The following is a 24182-nucleotide window of genomic DNA, read 5'->3' on the forward strand; positions in this document are numbered from 1 at the left end:
GCGCTCAGCGGGCCAGCTTCGCGGCGAGGGTCGCCTCGTCGGGCAGGTCGTCGGCCTCCAGGGTGTGCCCGTCGCGCACATAGTGGAACGCGGCGCGGACCTTGGTCGGCTCCACCCCGGCCAGCTGCGCCCACGCCAGGCGGTACGCGGCGAGCTGGATGAAGAGTGATTCCCGGCGGGCGGGTTCGGGGATCACACCGGTCTTCCAGTCCACGACCGTCCACGAACCGTCCTTCTCGGCGAAGACCGCGTCGATCCGTCCGCGCACGACGATCCCGCCGATGACGGTCTCGAAGGGCACCTCCACCTCGGTCGGGCTGCGATTCGCCCAGGGCGAGGAGAGGAACGCGGCCCGCAGTTCCTCGAGATCGGCGTCGGGACTCGCGGTCGCGTCGGCGGCGCCGGGCAGTTCGTCGATGTCGAGGAGCCGTGTCGCCCCGAACCAGCGTTCCACCCAGGCGTGGAACGCGGTGCCGCGCCGGGCCATCGGGTTGGGCCGGAACGGGGTGGGCCGGCGGAGCCGACGAGCGAACTCGGCCTCGTCGGCGTCCAGTTCGACCAGCTGACTGACGGACAGATGGGTCGGCAACGACACCTCGACGAGCGCCTGGTTGGCCTGATGATGCTCGGCGAGCAGGGCCGACACCTCGGCCTCCCACGCCCAGATCTCGTCCGCGGGGTCGGCCGGTGGCGTTGCGGGGGTCTCGGCGTCGGCGGGGCCGGACTGGGCAGCAGGTGTGTCGAACAGCGCGGGCGCCGCGCGGCCGGCGATGGCGTCGGCGACCAGGTCGGCCGCCCGCTGTACCGAGTCGCGGCGGCCCGCGAGCGGATCACGCGGCCACGGCGCCGCGATCGCGCGTTCGGCCAACGGATTCGGGCTGTCCGGTTCGGGCGGTGGCGTCCGCACCGCGATCGACAGACCGGTCGAGTCGACGCTCGGGTCGGCGATCGCCTCATCGATGCCGGTCATCAACTCGTCGAAGAAATCCGAACCGCCGCGGGGTTTGTCGCCGGTCTCCGACCAGTGGTGCGCCGAGATCAGCAGGTCGTGCCGGGCGCGGGTGAGCGCCACATAGAGCAACCGGCGATCCTCCTCGAGTCGCCGTTCGCCGATCGCGGCCTTGTGGTCGGTCAGGGCGTCCTCGAGCTGCTTGCGGTCGGCCACGGTGTCGATCTTCAGGATCGGGAACCCCTCCGGCGCACCGTCGGCCGCCTCGGCCGGGATCGCCAGATCGCCGCGCAGGTCCGCCGGGAGTTCGCGCGCACTGCCCAACCATGTGGTGTCGGCCTTGGCGCTGGGGAAGATCCCCTTCGCCAGGTGCGGGATCGCGACGACATCCCATTCCAGGCCCTTGGCCGCATGCACGGTGAGGATCTGCACCCGCTGTTCGGCCACCTCGATGCGGCCCGGTTCGAGACCCTTCTCGATGGTCTCGGCAGCATCCAGGAAGGCGAGCAGTCCAGGCAGATTCGCTCCCGGACGATCAGCGTAATGACTGACGTAGTCGGCGAAGGCGTCGAGGTGTTCGCGTCCGGTGATCGCACCCCGCATGCGCCGCGCCCGGATCTGCGCCTCGACGCCGACCCCGATCGTGTTCTCCACGTCGGCGACGAGTTCGGGCAGCGGTTGTCCGATGCGCCGACGCAGTGACTCCAACTGCGCACCGAACGCCCGGATGCGGGCGTAACCCTCCGGGCTGTAGTCGGTGGGTTCGCCGGGGTCGACGACGGCGTCGGCGATGCCCGCCCGGTCGACGATCTCGGTGGGCAGCACCGCATCGAGTGCGGCGTCGAGCGCTTCCCTGCTGGTGACCACCCCGCCCGCCTCGGCGAAGCTCTCCGCCGCCAGGTTGGTGGCCCGACGCCAGAGCGCGGCGAGGTCCTTGGCGCCGAGCCGCCAGCGGGCCCCGGTGAGCAGACGCATGACCGCGGTCCCGGCCATCGGGTCGGCCATCACGCGCAGGGTCGCGACGATGTCCTCGATCTCCGGGACGTGCAGCAGCCCGCCGATGCCGACCACCTCGGTGGGGATGCCCCGACTCTCGAGCTCGGCGGCCAGCGGCGCCGAATCCTCGTTGCGGCGCACCAGGATCGCGGTGGTCGGCGGCGCGACGTCTGCGGCCTCGGCCGCCCGGTAGCGTTCCTCGATGGCGTCGGCGATCCAGTTCCGTTCGTCCAGAACCGTTTCGGTCAGGGCGATCGACGCCGTTCCGTCCGGGGCATCGGGACGCGGCCGGAGCACACTGACCGGGATACCGCGGCGTCGGAGCTCCGCGGAGATCTGATTCGCCAACCGCAAGCCCTGGGCCGAGTTGCGCCAGCTGGTGAGCAGTTCGAGGCGCCGGGCCGGGGTCCCGTCGGGTCGTGGGAAGTCGCGCGCGAACCGCGGCAGGTTGGCCGCCGAGGCGCCACGCCACCCGTAGATGGACTGGATGGGGTCGCCGACCGAGGTGACCGCGACCGGCGCGCGGCCGTGCCCGCCGAACAGGGTCGACAGCAACACCCGTTGCGAGTGGCCGGTGTCCTGGTACTCGTCGAGGAGAACCGCGCGGAAGGCGGTGCGCTCGGCGGTCACGACCTCGGAATTGGACACCACCAGCCGTGCCGCCAGCGACATCTGGCTGCCGAAGTCGAGCGCGGACTGGGCGCGCATCGTCTCGCCCAGCGCTATGACCATCGGGATCAGCTCGCGACGTTCGTCGATGACCTCCTGGACCTTCAGCAGCGCCTGGGTCGGTTTGTCACGCTGCTTGGGGCCCTTCGGGAGGGTGTCGACGAGTTCGTACAGCGTCGAACCCGCCTGCGCGAGGTCGGCGATGTCGACGAGGTGCTCGGACATCTCGCCGTACAGCTTGAGCACCGCCTCGGTGACACTCGCCGGCACCTTCTTGGTGTTCAGCTCGCCCGGCCACGCGGAGACGAGGGAGAACGCGAGCTGCCAGAGCTCGGTCTCGGTGAGCAGCGTCGACGACGGTTCCACCGGCAGCAGCAGCCCGTAGTCGGCGATCAACCGGCCGGCGTAGGCGTGATAGGTGCTCACCTCGGGGTCGGCGCCGCGCAGGCGGGCGGCCAACGCGCCGTCGGGATCCCAGTTCCGCAGCGCCGGCGACCCGGCAAGCATCGAGAGCCGACGCCGGATGCGGGCGCCGAGTTCGCTCGCGGCCTTGCGCGTGAAGGTGAGTCCGAGGATCTCGTCGGGGGCCACGAGCTGGTTGGCCACCAGCCACACCACGCGTGAGGCCATCGTCTCGGTCTTGCCGGCCCCGGCTCCGGCGACGACGAGCATCGGCTCCATGGGTGCCTCGATCACGGCCACCTGCTCGGGCGTGGGATCGGGCAGACCCAGCGCCGCGGCCAGCGACTTCGCCCCGACCATCGGCCGTTCGGTCCGATCCTGCAGGTCAGTCATCGGTGACCGCCTTCCCCGGGATCTGGGCCGGACAGCTGGTGGTGAGGTTGCAGTGCACACAGCCCGGGTTGGGCGTCGCGCTGTACGTCGGACCGATACTCGCCCGGGCCGCGCGACGCACCACCCCGATCCACTCGTCCAGCAACTCCGGCGTGAGCGGCGACTGAACACGCTCGGCCGCACCGGAATTGCGGTTCGCGGTCGACACGTAGACGAGTCGGGCGCCGCCCGGCGCGGCGTCGCCGAACTGGGGCACGCCGCCGTGCGCCAACGCCACCTGATAGGCCGCCATCTGCGCGTGCTCGTCGGCGTCGGCCTTGGTGATGGGGTTCTTCGAGGTCTTCACGTCGACGACGACCGGGCGGCCGGCGCCATCGGTCTCGAGGCGGTCGACACGCCCGCGCAGACGGACCGCGGGCTCGTCGGAATCCGGCCCCGACGCCGCGGGAATGGTTGCGTCGATCGGCAATTCGACGCCCACCTCCTCGAGATCGGCACGCGAGATGCGCAGCCACTCCCGGAAGTGCCCCAGCATGCCCTCGGCCCGTTCGAGTTCGCGAGCCGAGTACCAGCCCGCCCCGGTGTCGACCCGTTCCCAGATGCCGCGCAGCGCCGCCGTCACCTCAGCCGGGTCGAGCTGGCCTGCCACCGCCTGGACGAGCGTGTGCACGAGACTGCCGGTCAGCGCGGGGGTGCCGTCGCCGTCGCGGCCGCCGTTGCGTTCGAGCACCCACCGCAGCGAACAGCGGGTCAGTGCATCGACATTCGACGGTGAGAGCGTCAGCGCCCCCGACTCCGGCGTCCACAGCGGATCGTCGGTGCTGGGTGCGGCGAGCCCGAACCAGTCGCGCGGGTGCGCACCCGGGATGTCGGAGTCGGCGAGCTCGGCCAGCAGACGCGCCGCGGCCTTCGTCCGGGGTGCATCGGGTTCGTCGACGCCGGCGATCACCGCCGACCGCAGTGTCGCGACGAGGGACGGCAACGAGAGCACCCGGTCGACGCCTGGATCGAGCCGTACCTCGGCGCGGGCCGACTCGGCCGGATCGTCGTTGTCCCCCACCAGATCTGCGAGCTCGGTGATGAACCGCGACGGCGAGGCGTCCCCGCTGCCGTCCTCGACCGCGGTCACGAGCAGCCGGCTTCGCGCCCTGGTGCAGGCGACGAGGAAGAGCCGGCGCTCGTCGGCGAGTGCCGTCGCCCCACGGGCGACGGTGTCCACGGCGTCGGCGGCCATACCGTCGAGGAGGTCGACGAGTTGCCCGGTGGCGAGAACGCCACCCCGGCTGCGCAGCGACGGCCACAGTCCGTCCTGGACCCCGGCGACGGCGACGACCTCCCATTCCCGCCCCACCGCGGCGTGCGCGGACAGCACGGTCACCGACTCGGTTGCGGCGGTGGCTGTTCGGCTGTCGCGCGGGATCTGCAACTGGGACAGGTAGTGCACGAATCCGGCGGGCCCGGCCGCGGGCAGCGTGTCGGTGAAATCCGCGGCGGATTCGAACATCGCCATGACCGCGTCGAGGTCGCGGTCGGCCTGTTCACCGGCCGGGCCGCCGCGGACCGCCGATGCCGCCCACCGCCGCTCGAGTCCCGTGGCCTGCCACGCCGCCCACAGGGTCTCCTCGATCCCGCGGCGCGCGTCATGGACCCGCTGGGCCGCACCGACGACGTCCAGCACGCGGGCCAGCGGCGCCGCCTCGGTCTCGGTGAGCCGTCGGCGATAGCGCGCGCCGACCTCGGGGTCGAGGATGGCGCGGGTCAGCGACGTGAGCGAATCCGGTTGTCCTGCTGGGTCATCGGCATCGTCGAGACGCCGCACACCGCGTCGGAGACGGCGCATCGAGCCCGGGTCGGCCGCCCCGATCGGACCGGACAGCAACGTGAGCGTGTCCTCGGTGCTGAAGAGCTCGCTGGTGAACAGGTCGGTGGTCTCCGGGTCGGTGGTGTCGGGCAGGTCGGCATCTGCTCCCGCGGCCGCCCGCGCGGCGACGGCGCGCAGCACCAGCATCAGTCCGATGACGGCTCGTTGCCGATGCAGGGGCAGGTCGCTCGCGGGCGTCGTCAGGGGTACGCCCGCGGACCGGAAGGCGCGTCGGAGCGGCGGCAGGGCCAGTGACACCGACCGGACGACGACCGCCATCTGCGACCACGGGACCCCGTCGAACAGATGCGCACGCCGCAGGAGGTCGGCGATGGCGGTGGCCTCTTTCGCGGCAGACCCGTACACGCGCACCGCGGCCGCGCCTCCCCCATCGGCCGCGCCCGGGTCGGCGTCGGCCGAATCCGTCACCGGGTCGGGATACGGGTGCGGGCGAGCGCCGGGCAGCCGGGCGGCGATCGCGCGCCCGAGGCGGGACAGCTCGGGCCGGGCGCGGTGATCGTGTTCCAGCAGGATGTCGAGCGGGCTGCCCGGTTCGGCCAGCCCGTCCGCGAATCGCGGACTCGCACCCCGGAATCCGAACACGGACTGGTCGGTGTCGGCGGCGATGATCGTCGAGAGGGTTCCGGTGCCGACCAGCGTGATGAGCTGCGCCGCCTGCGGGTCGAGATGCTGCGCGTCATCGACCAGCAGATGCCGGATACGACGACGCTCGCCGCTCAGCAGGTCGGGATCGGTGGCGAAGGCCGACAGGGCCGACCCGATCAATTCGGCCGCGTCGACCGCGGGCGCCGAGGCCCCCGGGGTCTCGAGCCCGACCGCCCCGCGCAGCAGCATGTTCTGCTCGTACTGCGCGTAGGCCCGGGCGGCCGCGGCCCACTCCGGTCGTTTGTGCGTACGCCCCAGCGCGGCAAGCTCTTCCGGACCCACCCCGCGTTCGGCGGCGCGCATCATCAGGTCGCGCAACGCCTGGGCGAACCCGTCGGTGCCCAGCGCGGGCCGTAGGTGGGCAGGCCAGTACCCGGCGCCGTCCTCGATGTCACCGGCGAGCAGTTCACGCAGGACGACATCCTGTTCGGACCCCGTGATGAGGCGCGGCGGCGGATTGTTGTGGGCCTGCGCCTGTAAGCGGAGGATCGCGAAGGCGTAGGAGTGCACGGTCCGCACCAGTGGCTCGCGCAGCGCACCGCCGAGCACCCGGCGACCGCTCGAGCCCGCGGACAGGACGCGCCGGGTGATCTCCTCCCGGAGCGCGACGGCGGCGCGTCGGCTCGACGCCAGGACGAGGACCGACTCCGGATCGGTGGCGGGGTCGAGCAGGCGGGCGACCGCGGCGTCGACGATCAGCGCGGTCTTTCCGCTCCCGGGGCCGCCGTGCACCCGCACCGGGCGCCACGCCTGCTCCTCGTCCGCCGGCCGACTCGTGGGCGGGTCGATCACCTGCGCCACCGACGGTGGCCAGTACCGGGTCCGGTCCGTCGGGTCGGGGGCCGCGACGAGTCGCGCACGCAGCGCGCTCCGCGGGGTCTGGGCACCCGGTTTCCGACTCATGCACCCATCGAATCACGGCCCACCGACGGCCTCGTCGGCCGTGCCCGCGACCTGTGTCCCCGCGACCTGTGTCAGAGTCCGCCGCGCGGCGTACGGCAGGATGGACGGGTGACAGCTCTCAACACGCATGTCTTCGGCAGCGGTCCTGCGGTTCTCGCGATCCACGGACTCACCGGGCACGGCCGCCGCTGGGCAGCGCTGACCGATCACCTCCCCGGCGTGCGCCTCGTCGCGCCGGATCTGATCGGTCACGGCCGGTCCCCGTGGCGACCGCCATGGAGCATCGAGCACCAGGTGCGGGCGTTGTCCGCGGTGATCGACGAACACATCCCCGCCGATGAGCATCCGGTGGTCGTCGTGGGTCACTCGTTCGGTGGCGCGCTGGCGTTGCACCTGGCCAACCGCCGCCCGGATGCGGTGAAGGGGCTGGTGCTGCTCGACCCCGCGCAGGGCCTCGACCCCGAATTCGCGCTCGACGTGGCCACCGACAGTCTCGACAACTGGGACTACGCGGATGCCGACACCGCCCGCGCCGCGAAACGTGCGGAGGGCTGGGCCTCCGTTCCCGACCAGCTCATGGAGGCCGAACTCGCCGAACACCTCGTCCCCCGGCCGCGCGGCCGGGTCGGCTGGCGGGTGAGCGCACCCGCCGCAGCGGCGTCGTGGAGCGAGATGGCAAGGCCCGCAGTGCTTCCGCCGCCAGGTGTGCCCACCCACGTGGTGGTCGCCGACCAGGTCCAGCCCCCGTTCGTGCGGCCGGCCTTCCTCGATGCGTGCGCGAGCGAGCGCAGCGACGAGGTCACCGTCCACCATGCCGACTGCGGCCACATGGTGCCGTTCCTCGAGCCCGGGCTCGCGGCCGCGCTGGTCCGATCGCTGCTGTAGCGACGACATCTGTCGAGGCGACGATGGCAGCCATCACCGAGGAGCAGGTCGAACAGGTCCGCGCACTCGTGTCGGCCATTCCGGCCGGCCAGGTGAGCACTTACGGCGACCTGGCCGCCGCGGCCGGGTTGTCGAGCCCGCGGATCGTCGGCTGGATCATGCGGACCGATTCGGCCGACCTGCCCTGGCACCGTGTGGTGCCCGCCGGCGGCCGGCCGGCGCCGCATCTCGCGACTCGTCAGCTGGAACGGCTGCGGGCGGAGGGTGTTCCGGTCACCGACGGGCGAATCCGACTGCGCGAGTGCCGGTGGGACCCCGCCACGTGACCGACCCGCAAACCCACCTGTTCTCGGCATACCCACCCCCTTGGAGGGTGCTGGATATGCCGAAAAAGGGTGGGTTTGCGGGGCAGCTCAGACGTGGCGCGGGACCGGCACACGTCGGTACGGACTGATGGCCGCACGCATCCGCGTGACGATCAGGTCGACGATCCTGGGGTCCGGCCCCAGGGGTGCGGCGACCGCGTCCGCGCCGTAGGTGCTCAGGCGCTGATGGAACAGGCCCGGGGCGAGGAGGTGGCTGGCGATCACGACCCGCCGTCCCGTGCGCCGGGCCCGCTCGACCGCCTCGGGCACAGTGGGGGTCGCGGTCGTGATGAACCCGACCTCGACCCGTCCGCCGATCAGCGATTCCAGCTGCCGGGCGGCCAGATGAACCTGCCCGCAGGCACTCTCGTCCGACGACCCGGCGGCGGCGAGCACGACCGCGTCGCCCGGTTCCCAGCCCGCTTCGGCCAGCCGGAGTCGGGCGACCGAGGCGATGGCCGGATCGGGACCCAGCGCCCGGGTGACGACGGTGTCCGCCCGGCCGGCGGCCGCGACGTGTTCGGGCAGGTCCTTGCGGACGTGGTAGCCCGAGGCGAGGAACGCGGGCACCAGCACCGCCGGACGTTCCAGGTCGGCGATGACCTCGCTCGGCGTCGGTCCGAGGACGTCGACGAATGCGGTGCGGGTGAGCCCGATGCGGGCGCTGACGGCCTCGGCGATCTCTGCGATCACGTTGACCCCGTGCGGGTTGCGGGTCCCGTGCGCGACCAGGACGGGGCTGTACCCCTGCAACCGGTCACCGTGCGGAAGCCGTACATGGTTGTCGTGCATGTGTTCTCGCTTCCTTCTCACTCGTCTTCGGCGTCGTACTCGAGGTCGACCGCGAGCCGGTAACCACGCTTGACGACGGTTTGTACCATCTTCGAATCCCCCAGTGCGGCACGGAGTCGCGCGACGGCGACCTCGACCGCATGGGTGTCGGAGCTGTCGCCGGGCAGACCGGCGAGCAACTCCTGCCGCGAGACCACGCGACCGGGGTTGCGGGCCAACAGTTTGAGCAGGAGCAGACTCGTCGCCGACATCTCCCGGAGCTCACCGTCGACCACGACCGCCTGGCCGCGGATGGCGGTGTCGTGCCCGGCGACCCGCAGCAGGTGGCTCCGCCGCGGCAGTTCGTCGGTGATCAGGCGCGCGAGCGCGCCGAGACGGAACCGGCGCGGGTAGATCGTCGGGATCTGCAGCGCCTCCAGCGGACTGGCGGTCACCGAGCCCACGCACATGACCGGTACCGCGGTCCGCAGTGCGTGGATGAACTGCTGCAGCTTGCCGAGTTCTTTGGCACGGGTCAGGATCGACGCCGCCGCCGGAGCGCTGGTGAAGGTGATCGCGTCGAGATCGCCGCGGAGCACCGCGCCGATCATCTTGTCGATGCGCGCCACGTCGGGGTGCATATGCCAGCGGTACACCGGGATCGCCACCACCTCGGCACCGGCGGCGCGCAGCACCGTGCAGAAGTCCGGCAGCGGTTCCCACTCGCTGGTGGCACCGTGCAACTGCACCGCGATCCGGACGCCGTCGACGCCCTCTTCCAGCAGCCGGTCGAGGACCTCCGAGGAGGACTCGCTCTCCGGCGACCACTCCTCGCGCAGCCCCGCCGCCCGGATCGCGCCCTTGGCCTTCGGGCCGCGTGCGATCAGCCGGCTATCGGACAGCGCCCGTAGGACGGCCTCGGCGTTACCCCACCCGTCGGCGGCCTCGACCCACCCGCGGAAGCCGATACCGGTCGTGGCGACCATCACCTCGGGCGGGTGGGCGATGAGTTCCTCGGTCACCCGCTCGAGTTCGGTGTCGTCGACCAGCGGCAGGATGCGGATGGTCGGGGCCTGCATCACCTCGGCACCGCGTCGTTCCAGCAGTACCGCGAACTCCTCGGCGCGACGCGCGGCGGTGATCCCGATCGTGAAACCGGCGAGCGGCAACGGGTCGGGGTCCGGTGAGGTTGCGCCGGCAGGGTCTGCACCGGCGGGGGTCATGGTGTTCACGCCGGGAAGAACACCTCGACGATGCGGTTGACCACCCGCACACCGTAGCTGGGGACCGACACCGTCTCGTCGTCCAGGCAGATCCCGGTGCGCAGCGCGAAGACCTGTTTACCCAGCGGCGAGGCGACGGTGGGTTCGCCCCCGCGGTCGCCGGTGAGTCCCCGGGAGAGGACCGCGGCGCGACCGAACGGATCGATGTTGCCGATCGCGTACAGGCGGGAGCGCCCGGGCGCCGCCTCGCGATCGGACTCGGCGGCGGGCAGACGGAACAGCGCGGCCTGCACACCCTCGGGACCCAGCACGGCGACGCCGCGACCGACGATCAGGTCGTCGATCAAACACGCGCGCACCCAGCTCCCCTCACACTCCGTGGCGGCGCCGGTGGGTGTCGTCTCTGCGGACATGGTGTCGGCCTCCCCTGGCGCGATGGTCATGTGGGCACTCCTTCTCTCACCGGTCGCTCGCTCACTCCATCGGGGCCCGACGGAGCGGTCGCACCCGGACGGACCGCCGGCATGTCGAGCAGCACCGGCGCCTTGCGCTCGTACTCGGAGAACCGGATCGTCGGGTCGACGACATCGGGCGCATTCACGAACGAGACGAACCGCTTCAGCTTGTCCTCGTCCGCGAGCACCGCGGCCCACTCGTCCTGGTAACCGCCGACGTGGCGGGCCATCGCCTCCTCGAGTTCGGCGGCGAGCCCCAGGCTGTCCTCACACACCACGTCCTTCAGATGGTCGAGACCACCTTCGAGCGACTCCAGCCACGGCGCCGTGCGCTGCAGTCGATCGGCGGTTCGGATGTAGAACATGAGGTACCGATCAATGTAGGCGACGAGGGTCTCGTCATCCACTCCGCTGGCGAGCAGCACCGCATGCTTCGGGCTCTGGCCGCCGTTGCCGCCGACGTAGAGGTTCCAGCCGTGCTCGGTGGCGATGACGCCGACGTCCTTGCCCCTCGCCTCGGCGCACTCGCGGGCACATCCCGAGACCCCGAACTTGATCTTGTGGGGTGAGCGCAGTCCGCGGTACCGCTTCTCCAGGAGCACGGCCATGCCGACCGAGTCCTGCACGCCGTACCGGCACCACGTCGAACCGACGCAACTCTTCACCGTCCGCAGGCTCTTGCCGTACGCCTGCCCCGACTCCATCCCGGCGTCGACGAGGCGCCGCCAGATCTCGGGCAACTGATCGACGCGCGCACCGAACAGGTCGATCCGCTGCCCACCGGTCACCTTGGTGTACAGCCCGAAGTCGCGCGCGATCTCACCGATCACGATCAGCTGCTCGGGCGTGACCTCGCCACCGGGCATCCGCGGCACGACCGAGTACGAGCCGTTCTTCTGCATGTTCGCCAGGAAGTGGTCGTTGGTGTCCTGCAGCGCGGCCTGCTCGCCCTCGAGGATGTGGTCGCTGGAGGTCGACGCGAGGATCGACGCGACCGTCGGCTTGCAGATCTCGCAACCCTGCCCGCTGCCGTACCGGTCGACGAGTTCGGAGAACGTGCGGATACCGGTCACCGCGACGATCTCGAACAGCTCGGCGCGCGACTGGGTGAAGTGGTCGCACAGCGACTTGCTCAGTTCGACCCCGGACGCGGCGAGCAGTTGCTTGATGCTGGGCAGGCAGCCACCGCAGGTGGTGCCGGCCGAGGTGCAGCCCTTGACCGCGGCGATGTCGCACGCGCCGTCGGCGATCGCCGAGCAGATGGCACCCTTCGAGACGCCGTTGCACGAGCAGATCTCCGCGTCGTCGGGCAGTGCGTCCATACCCACCGCAGCGCCGCCCTCGGGTGCGATGAGGGCCGCCGGGTCGCCCGGGATCTCCCGGCCGACCATCGGCTTGAGCATCGCGTAGGCCGATGCGTCGCCGACCAGGATTCCGCCGAGCAGCGTCTTCGCGTCGTCGCTGACGACGATCTTCGCGTACCGGCCGGCGACCGCGTCGTGGTAGGTGATCTCCAGCGCGTTCTCGGTGGTGCCGAACGCATCCCCGAAGCTGGCCACGTCGACGCCGAGGAGCTTCAGCTTCGTGGACAGGTCGGCACCGGGAAATTCCGACGTCCCGCCGAGCAGACGGTCGGCGACCACCTCGGCGGTCGAGTAACCGGGGGCGACGAGGCCGTAGCAGCGGCCTTCGACGGCGGCGACCTCGCCGATGGCGTAGACGTTCTCGTCGTCGGTTCCACAACCGGCGTCGACGAGCACGCCGCCGCGCTCGCCGACGGCCAGTCCCGCGTCCCGAGCGAGCTGATCGCGCGGTCGGACGCCGGCGGAGAACACCACGAGCGAGGCGTCGATCGTCGACTCGTCGGACAGCGTGACCCGCAGGCCGCCGTCCTCGGCGTCGGCGATCTCCGACGTCCCGATCCCGGTGTGGACCTCGAGTCCGAGCTCGGTCACCAGGTTCTTCAGGATCGCGCCGCCACCCTCGTCGACCTGCATCGGCATCAGACGCGGGGCAAACTCCACCACGTGCGGGGTCATCCCCATGAGCTTGAGTGCGTTGGCGGCCTCGAGTCCGAGCAGGCCGCCGCCGACGACCACACCCGTCGCACCCGGACCGGCGGCCTCGGCCGCGGCCCGGATGTCGTCGAGGTCGTCGAGGGTGCGGTAGACGAAGCACCGGTCGTTGTCGTGGCCGGGAACCGGCGGGACGAAAGCGTAGGAACCGGTGGCCAGAACGACTGCGTCGTAGTCGATCTCGCGACCGCTCGAGGTGACGACCCGGCGGGCGTCTCGATCGATGCCGGTGACGGTCTCGCCCAGATGCGTGACGACCCGATCGTCCCCGGCGTACGTGTTCCCCTCGAGTGCGAGAGAATCCCGAAGCCAGGCACCGACATACGAGGACAGCCCCACCCGGTCGTAGGCCGGGTCGATCTCCTCGCTGACGATCTCGATACGCCACAGGTCGGTCGCGTCACGCTCGCGGAGCGCCTGGACGAAGCGGTGACCGACCATGCCATGGCCCACCACCACAACTGTCTTGGTTGTGCGCGTTGCGGTTTCGCTGTTCACTGCTCTTTGCTCCCTTGCCTCGCCGGTCCCGTGAGGATCAGGCCAGCGCTTCCTTGGTTGCCTGCTTGTCGGTGCCCTCGGCGGCAGCACCGGTCGATGCGGTCCCGTCGACAGTCGGTGCCGTTTCGTCATGGGCACCGGTGACCGCGAGATCGGTGGTCTCCGCGATGACGATCGGGCGCCGGGCGTAGAACCACCAGGTCACGACCGCTGCCAGGACGTAGAAGAGCATGAACACCCAGAAGGCCATCGTCGCCGACTTGTTGGACTGGTAGCTGGCGCGCAGCACCAGGTTGATACCCACACCGCCGAGACCGCCTGCGGCACCGGCGATCCCGATGAGCGCGCCGGACATGCTCCGCGACCACTTCGTCTTCCCGAGCGAATTCAGTCCGCTCTGCGCCTGCGCCTTGTGCTCCCAGATGGTCGGGATGATCTTGTAGACCGACCCGTTGGCCAGGCCAGAGAGCAGGAACAGCAGGATGAAGCCGATGATGAAGGCCGTCAACGTGGCGCCGGTGATCGTCTTGCCGTTGTTGTCGGCGATCGTGCCGGCGACCACGAGGATCGCCGCGGAGAAGACCATCGCGATGAAGGTGTACAGCGTCACCTTGCCGCCGCCGACGCGATCGGCCAGTTTTCCGCCGTAAGGACGGATGACCGACCCCAGCAGCGGACCGATCCAGACGATCTGCGCTGCTGCCAGCGCCGGCTTCGCGACTCCGGCCTCGGTGAAGCTGATGTTGAGGACCTGGCCGAACGCGAACCCGAAGCCGATGAAGGAACCGAACGTACCGATGTAGAGCAGGCAGATCAGCCACGTGTCGCGGTACTTGAGGCAGTCGAGCATCGCCCGGCCGCTGGCCGTCTGGTGGTCCAGGTTGTCCATGTAGAGGGCGGCACCGATACCGGCGACGGCCAGGGCGACCAGGTAGATGGCGCACACGATCTCGGGTTGGTCGGCGGCGAGCCAGATGACCAGCAGACCGATGACCTGCACGACCGGCACGCCGATGTTGCCGCCGCCGGCGTTGAGTCCGAGCGCCCAGCCCTTCAGCCGTTGCGGGTAGAACGCGTTGATGTTGGTCATCGACGACGCGAAGTTGCCGCCACCGAAACCGGTGATGGCCGCGACGGCGAGGAACCAGCCGAACCCGAACTCGCCCGGGTTCATCATCAGCATCATCGTCAGCCCGGTCGGGATGAGCAGCACGACGGCGGAGAAGATCGCCCAGTTGCGGCCGCCGAACTTGGCGGTGGCCTGCGTGTACGGGATACGCAGGCAAGAACCGACCAGCGTCGCGGTGGCGGCGATGACGAACTTCTGGTCCATGCTGATGCCGTACTCAGGGCCCATGAACAGGGCCATCACCGAGAACAGGGACCAGATCGAGAATCCGACATGCTCACAGATGACCGACCAGATCAGATTGCGCTTGGCGATCGCGGCATTGCCGTTGTCCCAGGCGACCCGGTCCTCCGGGTCCCAGTCGGTGATCGTGTGGTCCCGTGTCAGTTGTGCTCTGAGATCTGCGAATGCCAAGGCTCCGCCTCCGATGGTTGCTGGTCTACGTGGTGTCACTGCCGTGCACAGGGCTGCGTGCAGTGGTGGCTGTCGTGGAAGACGCCGACACCGGTGTCGTGCGACTCGAGACCAAGTGTGGAGGGGGCGTGTTGCGCGGATTTTCCGCGAGGTGACCGCATCGTCACGTTGTCCTCACTCCGTCACACGGGCGTTGTGAGAACCCTGTCAGCGGTCAGTCAGGGCTGTGAGCTGCGGTTATACGAGTAAACGTACATGTTCGACGACTCGCTGCAACCCGGGCAGTGCGCCCGAGGTCGACCGCGGGTGCAGCGCGTGGACGGCCAACCGGAACATCGTCGCCCGCAGCATCATCTGCGGCCACTCGGGCTGATCCGACCATCGCTGGATGAGTTCGGTGTCGGCACCACCCCACGCCAGGGCGTCGACCACCGCGACCGCCGCCGCCCACGGGGCGGGCCGCCAATACGGGACGATGTCGGTGATCCCCGGGGCCGCGGCACCGGCGAACAGCACCGTGCCGAAGAGGTCACCGTGCACGACCTGAGACGGCAGGTCCACCGGCTTACGAAGCTTCGCAAGGGTTTTCAGCATGTCGACGCTCTGCACACCGTCGGGTGCGGTCGGCTCGGCCATACCGGCGGCCCGGGCCGAGCGCAGCGGGACGTCCTCCCAGGCGGCACGATCGGCCGCGGTGAACACGTCGACGTCGGTGTGCGGCGGAGCAGGCGGCTGCAGCAGGAACCGGGGCCGTTCGAGCGAGGCGGTCGCCTCGTGCAGCCGGTCGGCGACCAGGACGACCTCGTCGTGCCGCGGTTCGGGCGTCCCGGCGATGTAGGTGTCGGCCCGCCAGCCCGACACCACATACCGGCCGTCGGTGGCGCGGAACGGACGCGCGATGCGCATCCCCTCCACGAACAGGGATTCGCGCACCGACGCCGACCACGCGGCGCGCGCGTGGTCGGGAACCAGTGAGAGCACGACTTCGCCGACACGCCACCCGCCGACCCACGATTCCCCCATCGCGATGGGCGGGTGGGCGGTGAGCCCGAACGTGTTCAACACGTGTCCGGGCGGCTCGACGGTGTTCACGTCGGCCAGATTACCGAGCGCGGTAGTCCGTTTCCGGAAGGCACGCGGCAACCACCCGCACCGACGTGCGGATCGATGACCGGGCTCAGTAGACCGGCAACGTCTTGTCGACCTGGTTCGCCCACGCGGTCACGCCGCCCTGCAGGTGCGTGGCGTCGGCGAAACCGGCTCGCTTCAGCGCAGCGAGCGCCTCGGCGGACCGGATGCCGGTCTTGCAGTAGAGCACGGTGGGCCGGTCCTGCGGCACCTTGGCGAGACCCTCGCCGGAGAGGATGTCGCCCTTCGGGATGAGGGTCGCGCCGTCGATGCGGACGATGTCCCATTCGACGGGCTCCCGGACGTCGATGATCGCCAGCTTCTCGCCCGCGTCGATCTTCTGCTTGAGTTCGACGGCGGTCAGCGTCGACCCCGCGGCGGCGTCGGACGCCTCCGAGGAGACGACACCGCAGAAGTCGTCGTAGTCGATGAGACCGGCGATCCGCTCACCCTCCGGATCCTTGCGGATCTTGATGGTCCGGTAGGTCATGTCGAGGGCGTCGTACACCATGAGACGACCGAGGAGGGGCTCGCCGATCCCACAGATCAGCTTGATGGCCTCGGTGCCCATGATCGATCCGATCGAGGCGCAGAGGATGCCGAGTACACCGCCTTCGGCGCAGGACGGCACCATCCCGGGCGGCGGTGCCTGCGGGTAAAGGTCGCGGTAGTTGAGACCGCGGCCGTCGGGGGCGTCCTCCCAGAAGACCGAGGCCTGACCCTCGAAGCGGTAGATCGACCCCCACACGTAGGGCTTGTGCGCGAGGACCGCGGCGTCGTTGACCAGGTACCGGGTCGCGAAGTTGTCGGTGCCGTCGAGGATGAGGTCGTACTGCGAGAACAGTTCGATCGCACCCTCGGGCTCGAGCCGCTGGTCATGCAGGTTGACGGTGACGAAGGGGTTGATCTCCAGGATGGAGTCCCGCGCGCTCTCGGCCTTGGGCCGGCCGATGTCGGACTGGCCGTGGATGACCTGGCGCTGCAGGTTGGATTCGTCGACGATGTCGAACTCGACGATGCCGATCGTCCCGACGCCCGCCGCAGCGAGGTACAGCAGTGTCGGCGAACCCAGTCCGCCGGCGCCGATCACCAGCACCTTGGCGTTCTTCAGACGCTTCTGACCGTCCATCCCCACGTCCGGGATGATCAGGTGACGGCTGTAGCGGGCCACCTCTTCGTTGCTCAGTTCCGCGGCCGGTTCCACCAGCGGCGGCAGCGACCCTGTGGGCGACCCTTGCGATGACACGAACGCCTCCATTGTTCGGGCTGACTACGTACCCCCGGCACAACGGATGAGTCCGCGGCGGCATTCCCGGTCAGCGGGTGGGGAACGGCCAGGGATTGGGACGGCACACGAAGGTCCGGTTGGCCTTCATCTGTGGGTCGAGAGCCATGATCTCGGAGTTCGCGACGCCGAAGGACTGCTGCATCATGATCGGCGCGAGCGCGCCGTCCTCGCGGCACGCCTCGTGCGCCTCGTAGCCGATGCCGTGACCGACCTCGTGGTTGATGAGGTACTGCCGGTAGGCGACGTCGTCACCCTGATAGGACAGCGCACCGCGCACCCATCGGGCTTCGTTCAGCGTGACCCGCGCCTGCGGCGGGTAATAGCACGAGGTCTCCAGGCGGATCTGGTAGCCGCACAACTCGCGGGTGGTGCCGGTCGAGGTGAGCGAGATGCGGAGGTCGGGTTCGCCGCGGTCGACACGGCGGAAGGACACGCGGCCGTCGCCGATCCAGCTGCGCGGGTTGGCGAGCGTCGTGTCCACCATCTTCGCGAAGGTCGGGTCACCGCCGTAGTCCTGCGGGTTGAGGCCGTTCTCCACCTCCACCGTGTAGGTGTACACCTGCCCGCCGGTGCCGACGGGCGGACCGCCGCCGCGCAGGACCCGGAACGTCTTGCGGGCCCGGTCGGTGAACGGGCCGCCCTGGGGCAGCGTCCCGGCGGGCAGCGCGGCCGCCTGGATGTCGCCGGTGGGGGCACCGATCGGGCGGGTCTCCTTGCTGATGTCGGTGTTGCGCGCCGCGGAGTCGGGGCTGGCGGCCGCCGCCGGCTCGAGCGCATCGGTCCGGCCGTCCCGGATGGTGACGACGATCAGCGCGATCGTCAGGATCGTGAGCACCGGGATCGCATAGGCACGCCACCCATAGGTCGAGACGAACCGCCCGAGCGCCGACTGCTTCTTGTATTCCGGCTGGGCATCGCGGTCGACGCGGGGACGTCCGCTGTCGTCGGTCGGGTCCCAGCGCGCTCGTAGCGGCTGGTCCGGTCTGGGGCGTCCCGACGATCTCGGGCCGACATCCTTGGCACGCACCCGGCCACGCTCGGACCCGGGGCCACCGTCCTCTGTGCGGCTCACCGGTCAACTTTCTCACAGCAGACCACCGATACTGCGCAGGAAGCTCCGCCGAGTACTCTCTTGGGCATGTCGACCGCAACCAACGCGTCCGCCGTGCCCGGCCGCAGCACTCGCCTGCCGCGCAGCGCACGACGTATGCAGTTGCTCGACGCGGCCAGTGAGATCTTCGTCGAACGCGGCTACCACGCGGCCGGCATGGATGAGATCGCGGTGCACGCGGGAGTGAGCAAACCCGTTCTGTATCAACACTTCCCGTCGAAGCTCGACCTCTACATCGCGGTCGTGGACAGCCACGCCGAGAAGCTGGTCAGCGACGTCAACACCGCCCTGCGGACGACCACCGACAACCTCAAGCGCGTCCGTGCCGCGGTCCAGGCCTTCTTCGACTTCATCGATCAGGACAACTCGGGCTACCGGTTGATCTTCTCCTCCGACGCCTCCGATCCCGCCGTCATCCGCCGGGTGGAGGGCGCGACCGAGGCGTGCGTCGACGCCGTGTACGGCCTGGTCATGCACGATTCCGGTCTAGATCCGTACCGTTCGCGGATGCTCGCGTCGGGGCTCGTCGGTGCCAGCCAGGTCAACGCCCGCTACTGGCTCGAGGCCAAGCGCCCGGTCGACAAGCAGACCGCCGTGGACACCACGGTCGCTCTCCTCTGGGGCGGGTTGTCGCACTTCCCGCGACAGACGGCGTCGGCTGACGCGCAGCCGGTTGTCGAGCCGAGTGTGGCCGACGCGCAGCCGGATGCGACCGGCGCCGGGAGCGAGCCGAGCGGGCCGACTGTCAACGGCACCGCCTGAACCACTTGCGGCACGAGAAGGGGCCTGCACGCCATCCGGCGTACAGGCCCCTTCTCGTCGATCTGGTTGTGCGGCCGGTCAGGAACCGAATCCGACGCGGCGGTTCTCCGACGCGCCCACCTCGACATAGGCGATCTTGGTGACCGGGATGAGGTAGCGGGCGCCCTTGTCGTCCACGAGGGACAACAGCTGCTGCTTGCCACCCAGTGCCGCCTCGACCTCGGCGAAGGCCTTGTCGCTGGTCAGGGTCGACGCGATGGTGAGCTCCCGCGGGCTGTCGGTGATGCCGATCTTCACTTCCACGGCCATGTGCCGCCCTCCTCGGTGTCTGTCAACGCTTGCCGCACAAGGCTAGTGCAGCCGGGGTACGGCGGGACAGCCACTCCGCTCAGAGCGAAACACCGTCGGCCGAGACCGCCGTGGTCAGGTCCGGGTCAGGCGAGGCCGAGGTCGGCCATCCGCTCGGCGTGTTTGCCGGCGACGACGTCGAAGAACCCGGCGACGCCGGTCAGCGAACTGGCCCCGGCGAAGAGCAGATCGGTGACCTCTTCCTCGGCGGCGAGAACCCACTGCGCATGGGTGATGGCCTCGCCGAGTAGCCGGCGGCCCCACAGCACCAGGGCCGATTTGATCGACGGGTCGGCCTCGACGGCCGCCCGGACCTGGTCACGGGCGAACTGGGAGTTGGCGGTTTCCGACATCACCTCGGCCATCACGGCCTGCGAGTCCGGCGGCAGCATGTCGGAGAGCTCGGCGTAGAAGTCGGCCGCGAGTCCGTCGCCGACATACGCCTTGACCAGCGCCTCGTACCAGGTCTTCGGCGTCGTCGCGCGGTGATACTGATCGAACACCGAACGGTAGCGCTCGACGGCTTCCGCGGCGCCGAGGCCGGTCATCGCCTCCACCCGCTCGGCGAGCCGGTCGAAGTGGCCGACCTCGGAGGCCGCCATCCGGGCGATCGCGATGCGGCTGGGCACATCCGGCGCCATCGCCGACTCCTCGATGAGCCGGTGGAACGCGGCGAACTCGCCGGCGAGCAGCACGGCGAACAGCTTCCCGATCGCCGAATCCCGCATCTCGGCCGACGCCACCGAGGTGGACGTCGCAGGTGACGGGGTCGACTCGGACGGGTCGGATGCAGGCGCCATGAGGTGATGGTAGCGGGCCGCCGCGGGGCACCAAGTACACTCGACGGCGGTGCACTCCGACGGGACCCCCCGTCGCTTGCCCGCTGAGCTGCGCGTGGAGCGCGTGCTCGCCGGCGCGAGCGTGTGGATGTGACGACGGCGTTGCTCGCCGAACTGCGAGTTCCTCGCGATACCCGGTCACATCCCCGGTGCCACTACGACATATGCGCGTGCACTTTCGAGCCTTCTCCGTGCGCGCACCGAAACACATCGCGCGCAGACCGGCCCAGAAAGGCACACAACCGCACATGAGCGATTCCGCCGTGCAGACGACCATCGTCGACGACACCCACACCGCCCCCACCTTCGCCGAGCTCGGCGTCGACGACCGTATCGTCTCGGCCCTTGCCGCAGACGGCAAGACCCACACCTTCGCGATCCAGGAACTGACCCTGCCGCTGGCGCTCGAAGGCCACGACCTCATCGGCCAGGCCCGCACCGGCATGGGCAAGACCTTCGGTTTCGGCATCCCGCTGCTGCACCGGCTCGCCCATGCCGAGGAGTCCGGGGTCCGTCCGCTGGACACCACGCCCCGCGCGCTGATCATCGTGCCCACGCGCGAGCTGTGCGTGCAGGTGACCGGCGATCTCCAGGTGGCGGCGCCGTCGCTCGAGGTCACCCTGGCCGATGGCACGAAGCGCCCCCTGAAGGTCACCTCGATCTATGGTGGCCGTCCCTACGAGTCGCAGATCGCCGAACTGCAGTCCGGCGTCGACGTCGTGGTCGGCACCCCGGGCCGGCTCCTCGACCTCGCCCAGCAGGGCCACCTCGTCCTCGGCAAGGTGTCGATCCTGGTCCTCGACGAGGCCGACGAGATGCTCGACCTCGGCTTCCTGCCCGACATCGAGCGCATCATGTCCGCATTGCCGGCGCCTCGTCAGACGATGCTGTTCTCGGCGACCATGCCCGGTCCGATCGTCACCCTGGCCCGCACGTTCCTGAACCGGCCGACCCACATCCGGGCCGAGAACGCCAACGACTCCGCGGTCCACGACCGCACCAAGCAGTACGCCTACCGGGCGCACGCGCTGGACAAGGCCGAGCTCGTCGCCCGCATCCTGCAGGCCGAGGGTCGCGGCGCCACGATGATCTTCACCCGCACCAAGCGCACCGCGCAGAAGGTCGCCGACGACCTCGCCGAGCGCGGCTTCAAGGTCGGCGCGGTCCACGGCGATCTCGGCCAGGTCGCCCGCGAGAAGGCGCTCAAGCGGTTCCGCGACGGCACCATCGACGTGCTGGTCGCCACCGACGTGGCCGCCCGCGGCATCGACATCGACGACGTCACCCATGTCATCAACTACCAGTGCCCCGAAGACGACAAGACCTACGTGCACCGCATCGGCCGTACCGGTCGCGCCGGGCGCACGGGTATCGCGGTGACCCTCGTCGACTGGGACGAGCTGCACCGCTGGGAGCTCATCGACAAGGCGCTGAACCTCGGTATCCCCGATCCGCCGGAGACCTACTCGACGTCGGAACACCTCCGGTCGGACCTGTCGATCGACGAGTCGAAGACGGGCCGGATCGCCGCCGCCAAGCCGCCGCGCGACCCCGACGAGACCCGGGAGACGCGCGCGGACCGCGAGCCGCGCAAGCGCTCGACCCGCACCCGCCGTCGCACCCGGGGCGGACAAACGGACGCCAATGGGACGTCCACCGAATCGGCTGCCGAGTCCGCGACAACCGAGACCACGACGACCGAGTCCGGCGCCGACGCCGGAACGCCTGCCGCCGACGGCACCGCGAAGCCGCGCCGCCGTCGTCGTCGCCGCGGTGGCGCCAACCGCAAGCCCGCCGGCGAGCAGACCGCCGCGTCCGACGCCGGCGCGCCGGAGTCCACAGCAGCTGTCGCCGACTGACCACCGGCTGACCCGCGTGGCACGAGTCAGGCCCGAACGGCGCCGCCCGATCGATCTCGCGGTCACCGCGGCCATCGTGGTCGTCGTCGCGGCCCTGTGCGTCACCGCCTGGGCCCTCAGCCCGGTTCGCCACACCGTGAGCGTGCCGGCCGCGGCCGAACCCGCCGCGGTGCAGCCGGCACAGTCTGTGCCCGCGAGTTTCGTCGCACGCTGGCGGGCCGACTCCGACGCCACCCGCGCCCCGGCGATCGGCACCTCCGCCGTCGTCACCGGGAACGGCGGACGGGTCGTCGGGCACGACCCGGCCACCGGTCGCGAACTCTGGTCGTACAGCCGCGATCTCGACCTGTGTGCGGTCGGTACCGCCTGGACCGGGAGCGCCGATATGGCGCTGGCCGTGTACCGCAACAGCCGCGGTTGCTCGGAGGTGACCGCTCTCGATGCGGGCACCGGCAGCCGGAAGGGCGCCCGCACCAGCGACGCCGACCCGGAGGTCCGGCTCGCGACCGACTCGGGGTACGTCGTCGCGCAGGGCCCCCGCCGGATGGAGACCTGGGGTTCCAATCTCGTTCGCGGAATCGAATACGGCCGGGTCGAGGCGCCGGTCCGACCGGAGGACGCGCCCGATCGCGTCGACTGCGAGCTGTTCTCGTCGGTGGTGTCGGGAGACCGCGTGGCCGTCGTCGAACGCTGCGCCGACGACCCCGGGTATCGGCTCACGGTCCTCGGCGCGGTACTCGGCGACGACGAGAAGGTCGAACAGTACGGGTCGACCCTCATCACCGGCGACGTGAGCGGACCGCCGCCCGTGGTCATCGCGATGTCGTCGTCGGGGATCGCCGTGTACGACGGTGGCGCCGCACCGGCCGAACCGCCCACGTTCGACGCCGAGAGCGGGCCGGCGATCCGCCGGTTCGACACCGACGCGAACGCGGCGGGGACCAACACCGTCGCAGGCGACTCGACGCCACCCGCCGGCAGCGCCCCGATCTCCTCCGACGGGATCGTCACCTACTGGACCGGGAAGGCGACCGTCGTCCTGAATGCCCAGACACTGAATCCGATCTACCAGGTCCCCGGCACATTGGGACCCGGCCAGATGATGGCGGGACAACTCCTGCTGCCGAGTACCACCGGGATCAGCGTCCGCGACGTCGCGACCGGCCGGGAGATCCGGTCCATCCCGCTCGCCCGGAGCGAACCGGCCGCGCCCGTGGTGAGTCTGCGTGTCCTCGGCGACATCGTCGTCGAACAGCACGGACCCCGGATCGAGGCCTTCGGTCCGGGCTGACCCCCACGGCCCCCCGGACCTCAGACCCGACTCAGACCTCGAAGGTGCCGACCTCGGCGCCCGCCTCCCAGTGCTTCCACAGATTCTCGGCGAGCGCGCGATATGCCGTCGCGCCCTTGTTCTTTCGCCCCCGCATGACCGACGTCCCGGATGCGGAGGCCTCGGCGAAACGCACTGTGCGCGGGATGGGCGGGTCGAGCACCGGCAGGTCGTACCGATCGGCGACGTCGGCGAGAACGTCGCGGCTGTGCGTGGTCCGGGCGTCGAAGAGGGTGGCCACCGCACCCAACATCGTGAGGTTCGGGTTGGTGATCTGCTGGACCTCCCGGACCGTGCGCAACAACTGTCCGACGCCGCGATGGGCGAGCGTCTCACATTGCAGCGGCACGATCACCTCGTCGGCCGCGGTGAGACCGTTCAGCGTGAGGACACCGAGCGACGGCGGGCAGTCCACGATCACGACGTCGAAGTCCTCGCTCACCTCCGCGAGTGCACGCTTGAGGGCATACTCCCGCCCGGGGCGCATCAACAGCAGCGCCTCGGCGCCGGCCAGGTCGATGGTCGCCGGCAGCAGGGTGACCTTGTCCTCGGTGTCGAGCAGGACATCGGCGATCTCCTCGTCACCGAGCAACACGTCGTGGACCGAGGAGGTGAGCTGATCGGGATCGTGCCCGAGCGAGAAGGTGAGACACCCTTGCGGGTCGAGATCGACGACGAGGACGGAGACGTCGAGATCGGCGAGGGCGGCACCGAGGGACTCCACCGTGGTGGTCTTGGCGACCCCACCCTTCTGATTGGCAATCGCGAGGATGCGCGTCATGCGCCCTACTGTACGACCGCCCGGGCGTGGATCGTCGGATGAGAGTCCACCTCGGCCGCGCGGCGTACCCGGACGGAGGAGA

General features: G+C 70.1%; 18 protein-coding genes. 5 read left to right on the plus strand and 13 right to left on the minus strand.

What is annotated here, in order from left to right:
- Positions 1 to 4: 4 nt before the first annotated feature.
- Entirely contained in the window at positions 5 to 3409 is a 3405-nt protein-coding gene (locus ACFUEJ_RS06395; protein WP_388028212.1) for an ATP-dependent helicase, read from the minus strand.
- Positions 3402 to 6839, minus strand: a complete 3438-nt coding sequence (locus tag ACFUEJ_RS06400; RefSeq protein ID WP_068970014.1) for an ATP-dependent DNA helicase — start codon at positions 6837 to 6839, stop codon at positions 3402 to 3404. The genes ACFUEJ_RS06395 and ACFUEJ_RS06400 overlap by 8 nt, the downstream gene beginning before the upstream one ends.
- A gap of 108 nt (positions 6840 to 6947) precedes the next feature.
- Here ACFUEJ_RS06400 and ACFUEJ_RS06405 point away from each other — a divergent pair, with 108 nt between their 5' ends.
- Positions 6948 to 7724, plus strand: a complete 777-nt coding sequence (locus ACFUEJ_RS06405) for an alpha/beta fold hydrolase (RefSeq protein ID WP_055475540.1) — start codon at positions 6948 to 6950, stop codon at positions 7722 to 7724.
- Positions 7725 to 7747: 23 nt separating this feature from the next.
- On the plus strand, positions 7748 to 8050 hold the full coding sequence (locus tag ACFUEJ_RS06410; RefSeq protein ID WP_055475541.1) for an MGMT family protein: 303 nt from the start codon (positions 7748 to 7750) through the stop codon (positions 8048 to 8050).
- Positions 8051 to 8137: 87 nt separating this feature from the next.
- On the opposite strand, the gene ACFUEJ_RS06415 is transcribed toward ACFUEJ_RS06410, so the two are convergent.
- From ACFUEJ_RS06415 to ACFUEJ_RS06450, 8 genes are all read right to left on the minus strand, one after another.
- Positions 8138 to 8881, minus strand: coding sequence for a sirohydrochlorin chelatase (locus tag ACFUEJ_RS06415; RefSeq protein WP_055475542.1), 744 nt, complete (start codon positions 8879 to 8881; stop codon positions 8138 to 8140).
- A 17-nt stretch (positions 8882 to 8898) separates the two neighbouring features.
- Positions 8899 to 10083, minus strand: coding sequence for a uroporphyrinogen-III synthase (locus ACFUEJ_RS06420; protein WP_055475606.1), 1185 nt, complete (start codon positions 10081 to 10083; stop codon positions 8899 to 8901).
- A gap of 5 nt (positions 10084 to 10088) precedes the next feature.
- A complete protein-coding gene (locus ACFUEJ_RS06425; protein WP_055475543.1) occupies positions 10089 to 10526 on the minus strand; it encodes a nitrite reductase (NAD(P)H) small subunit family protein in 438 nt (145 codons plus the stop codon).
- Positions 10523 to 13111, minus strand: coding sequence for a nitrite reductase large subunit NirB (nirB, locus tag ACFUEJ_RS06430; RefSeq protein WP_083229296.1), 2589 nt, complete (start codon positions 13109 to 13111; stop codon positions 10523 to 10525). Before nirB ends, ACFUEJ_RS06425 begins: the two co-directional genes overlap by 4 nt.
- A 37-nt stretch (positions 13112 to 13148) precedes the next feature.
- Positions 13149 to 14654, minus strand: a complete 1506-nt coding sequence (locus ACFUEJ_RS06435; RefSeq protein WP_055475545.1) for a NarK/NasA family nitrate transporter — start codon at positions 14652 to 14654, stop codon at positions 13149 to 13151.
- A 237-nt stretch (positions 14655 to 14891) separates the two neighbouring features.
- The gene (locus tag ACFUEJ_RS06440) at positions 14892 to 15746 is read right to left on the minus strand and encodes a TIGR02569 family protein (protein ID WP_055475607.1); all 855 of its coding nucleotides are present in this window, start codon (positions 15744 to 15746) and stop codon (positions 14892 to 14894) included.
- 85 nt (positions 15747 to 15831) lie between these two features.
- Positions 15832 to 17040 carry an adenylyltransferase/sulfurtransferase MoeZ gene (moeZ, locus tag ACFUEJ_RS06445; RefSeq protein ID WP_055475546.1) on the minus strand — a complete coding sequence of 403 codons (1209 nt, stop codon included), beginning with the start codon at positions 17038 to 17040 and terminating at the stop codon, positions 15832 to 15834.
- Between the two features lie 58 nt (positions 17041 to 17098).
- Positions 17099 to 18142, minus strand: a complete 1044-nt coding sequence (locus ACFUEJ_RS06450) for a DUF3152 domain-containing protein (RefSeq protein ID WP_055475547.1) — start codon at positions 18140 to 18142, stop codon at positions 17099 to 17101.
- Positions 18143 to 18208: 66 nt separating this feature from the next.
- On the opposite strand from ACFUEJ_RS06450, the gene ACFUEJ_RS06455 reads away from it, so the two are divergent.
- Positions 18209 to 18943, plus strand: coding sequence for a TetR/AcrR family transcriptional regulator (locus tag ACFUEJ_RS06455; RefSeq protein ID WP_055475548.1), 735 nt, complete (start codon positions 18209 to 18211; stop codon positions 18941 to 18943).
- Between the two features lie 78 nt (positions 18944 to 19021).
- On the opposite strand, the gene ACFUEJ_RS06460 is transcribed toward ACFUEJ_RS06455, so the two are convergent.
- Together ACFUEJ_RS06460 and ACFUEJ_RS06465 are read right to left on the minus strand one after the other, a co-directional pair.
- On the minus strand, positions 19022 to 19252 hold the full coding sequence (locus tag ACFUEJ_RS06460; protein ID WP_004023442.1) for a DUF3107 domain-containing protein: 231 nt from the start codon (positions 19250 to 19252) through the stop codon (positions 19022 to 19024).
- 125 nt (positions 19253 to 19377) lie between these two features.
- A complete protein-coding gene (locus tag ACFUEJ_RS06465; RefSeq protein WP_083207443.1) occupies positions 19378 to 20091 on the minus strand; it encodes a ferritin-like fold-containing protein in 714 nt (237 codons plus the stop codon).
- Positions 20092 to 20378: 287 nt separating this feature from the next.
- Here ACFUEJ_RS06465 and ACFUEJ_RS06470 point away from each other — a divergent pair, with 287 nt between their 5' ends.
- A complete protein-coding gene (locus tag ACFUEJ_RS06470) occupies positions 20379 to 21989 on the plus strand; it encodes a DEAD/DEAH box helicase (RefSeq protein WP_055475609.1) in 1611 nt (536 codons plus the stop codon).
- 16 nt (positions 21990 to 22005) lie between these two features.
- Positions 22006 to 23280 (plus strand): hypothetical protein, encoded by a 1275-nt coding sequence (locus tag ACFUEJ_RS06475; protein ID WP_055475549.1) that lies wholly within the window; start codon positions 22006 to 22008, stop codon positions 23278 to 23280.
- A gap of 31 nt (positions 23281 to 23311) precedes the next feature.
- On the opposite strand, the gene ACFUEJ_RS06480 is transcribed toward ACFUEJ_RS06475, so the two are convergent.
- A complete protein-coding gene (locus ACFUEJ_RS06480; RefSeq protein WP_055475550.1) occupies positions 23312 to 24100 on the minus strand; it encodes a ParA family protein in 789 nt (262 codons plus the stop codon).
- Positions 24101 to 24182 lie beyond the last annotated feature (82 nt).

Origin of the sequence: Gordonia sp. NPDC057258, from assembly GCF_042668985.1 — a bacterium.
Lineage (GTDB): Bacteria > Actinomycetota > Actinomycetes > Mycobacteriales > Mycobacteriaceae > Gordonia > Gordonia hongkongensis.